At 72.6% G+C, this 2,756-nt stretch carries 2 protein-coding genes; one reads left to right on the top strand and one right to left on the bottom strand.

All coding sequences use genetic code 11. From position 1 onward, the window contains the following. Positions 1-320: 320 nt before the first annotated feature. Positions 321-1,313 (bottom strand): helix-turn-helix domain-containing protein, encoded by a 993-nt coding sequence (locus ACJA3G_RS34610; RefSeq protein WP_406556995.1) that lies wholly within the window; start codon positions 1,311-1,313, stop codon positions 321-323. A 186-nt stretch (positions 1,314-1,499) separates the two neighbouring features. Between ACJA3G_RS34610 and ACJA3G_RS34605 the strand changes: the two genes are divergently transcribed. Then, a complete protein-coding gene (locus tag ACJA3G_RS34605; protein WP_406556994.1) occupies positions 1,500-2,717 on the top strand; it encodes a S8 family peptidase in 1,218 nt (405 codons plus the stop codon). Positions 2,718-2,756: the final 39 nt, after the last annotated feature.

The following is a 2,756-nucleotide window of genomic DNA, read 5'->3' as shown; positions in this document are numbered from 1 at the left end:
GAGGCGGGGGCGAGCGCGGCGGCGAGCATGGCGCCGGCCGCGACGGCTATCCCGGCGGTGGTGAGGCGCGATGCGTTCCGTGTCGGTCTCATCGGGCTCCTCGGTCATGGGGGGTCGGCTCGGGTAAAGCTGATGCCGCATCAGTTTTAGGGGTACATGACAGGGGCTGTCCATAGGGCGGGGGGTGCTGCGGGGGGTGTTTCAGCTGCGCGTGGTTCGTTCGGCTGCGGGCCTCTTGGGCCGAGTGCGCAGTTCCCCGCGCCCCTTAGGGGGTCCGGCCTGGCCCGCTTGTTTGGCTCGGCCGCGGGCTTTTGGTCCCGTCAGATCCAGTCGTGCCGCGCCGCGTGCAGCGCGAGCTGGAAGCGGGAGACGGAGCCCGCGAGCCGGTGGAGCTGTTCGAGGTTGCGGGACAGGGTGCGGCGGCTGACGCCCAGCAGGTCGGCGATGTCGTCGTCGCTCACCCCGGTGGCGAGCAGCTCCAGGATGCGGCGCTGGACGGGGCGCAGCGCGCGCGGCACCTGCCCGCTCAGATGCATCGGATAGGCGGAGCGCCAGGCCGTCTCGAAGAGGCCGGTCAGCGCGGAGAGCAGGCTGGAGGGGCGCACCAGGAGCAGCGAGTCGTTGGACTCGGCCTCCACCGACGACATCGACACGATCGCCAACCGCCGGTCGAAGACGGTGAGTTTGACCGGCACGGTGGGCAGCACCCGGGCCTGCTCGCCCGCCGCGATGCACGGCTGGATGTTGTCCGCGTAGTACGTAGTGTTGCGCACCGCGGACGAGGAGTACACCACGCGGTAGACAACTCCCCGCGCCAGCTTCTCCACTTCGGTCGGGTTCGGGCCGCCCGCCGTGTGGTACGGCGGTGAGTCGAAGCGCAGGACCTCGCTCTCGGCGGCGCCCTCCACCTGCCAGATGCGCTCGGCGACCTGGGGCCCGGAGACGACTTCCAGGAGGTCGTCGGTGGGCTGCGAGTGCACCGAGCGCCGGAAGTCGCGAAAGGCGTTGAGGGCCGCCACGTGCGCCTGGCGCAGTTCGGCGGAGCGGGCGTGGGCGAGGTGGTCGAGGGCGATGGTCGGTTCGACCGGTGAGACGGCGTCCGCCTCGGCGTCGAGCACGGCGACCAGACCGAGGCCGATGAGCCTGCGGGTGAGGTGCTCCGCCTCCGCGGGCTCCCGGCCCAGCCGCTCGGCCAGTTCGGCCACCGGCATCCGGCCGCGGCGGAGCAGCGCCGTGTACACCGCGGCCTCGCCGGGCCCGAGTCCCAGTCGGCGCAGCTCCTGCGGCAGTTCCGTGTCGTCGATGGCGGCCATCGTGCCATGCCGGTGCGCCCGCGCGGCGCGGGATGCGGAAGGTGACGTTCGGGCCGGTTTGCACCATCGGCCGGGGTGCCCGTTCTCGCCACTGGCGACGACGGGACACCACCCGCCCGTCAACGGCGGTACACCAAACGGACGCGGAAGGTCCGTCCCCTCACCGCCTCCCCCCTAGGAGCTGACGTGCACACACGTGCCCGACTCTGCGCCCTGACCGTTCTGCTGGCCGCCGCCCCCGTGCTGCCCGTGCACCTGGCGCACGCGGCGAACCGGCCACCCTCCGAGACGGGACCACCGGCGGGAGTGCGCCGGATGCCGGACGCGATCGGCGGCCGGTACATCGTGGTCCTCAAGGACCGCGCGCCAACCGGCGGTCCGGCCGCCGCCGGACGGCTCGCCCACCTCCACGGCGGCACCGTGCGGCACACCTACACCACGGTGCTCGACGGCTACGCGGCCGACATGACCGCGGAGCAGGCCCGCGCCACGGCAGCCGACCCCGCGGTGGCCTACGTCGAGCAGGACGCCCGCCAGCACTCCTCCGCCACCCAGACCAACCCGCCCTCCTGGGGCCTGGACCGCATCGACCAGCGGTCCCTGCCGCTGGACAGGAGCTATACGTACGCCACCACCGCGAGCAACGTCACCGCGTACCTCGTCGACAGCGGACTGCGCACCACCCACACCCAGTTCCAGGGCCGGGCGAGTGTCGGGGTGGACGAGGTGGGCGACGGGCGCGCCGGACAGGACTGCCTGGGCCACGGCACCCATGTGGCGGGCACGGTCGGCGGGAAGGACTACGGCGTCGCCAAGGGCGTCAAGCTGGTCGCCGTCCGCGTCACCGACTGCCACGACAGCGCCAGTACGTCGGCGATCATCGCGGCGGCCGACTGGATCACCGCGCACGCGGTCAAACCGGCGGTCGTCAACATGAGCATCAACAGCACCTCCCCGATCAGCAGCGAGGACGCCGCGATCAGGAAGTCCATCGCCGCCGGGATCACCTGGGTGGTGTCGTCGGGCAACATGAACACCGACGCCTGCCACAACTCGCCGGGTGGCATCGCCGAGGCCGTCGTGGTCAACAACGCGGACTCCTCCGACCGGCGGCGCTCCGACTCCGACTACGGGCGCTGCACCGACCTGTTCGCCCCCGGCACCGGTATCAACTCCGCCTGGAACAGCGGTGACAGCGCCACCAAGTCGCTCACCGGCACCTCGATGGCCGCGCCCCACGTCACGGGCGCCGCGGCCCTGTGGCTCTCCGCGCACCCGGACGCCCGGCCCGCCGACGTACAGCAGGGGCTGACCGACTCGGCCACCCGCGGCGCCGTCTCCGACGCCGGCAGCGGCACACCCAACCGCCTCCTGTACACCGGCACCGCCACCGCCCGGAACTGACCACCGGGCCCCCGGACATCCCCGCCGAGCGAGCCGCTC

The organism is Streptomyces sp. YS-3, assembly GCF_045257485.1.
GTDB lineage: Bacteria > Actinomycetota > Actinomycetes > Streptomycetales > Streptomycetaceae > Streptomyces.
The sequence above is the reverse complement of the archived record's forward strand: the minus strand, read 5'-3'. Positions and strand labels throughout refer to the sequence as shown.

What these genes read in the sequence shown, in the direction of transcription:
- ACJA3G_RS34610 (WP_406556995.1), bottom strand. Translation starts at nt 1,313, where the DNA reads ATGGCCGCCATCGACGACACGGAACTGCCGCAGGAGCTGCGCCGACTG.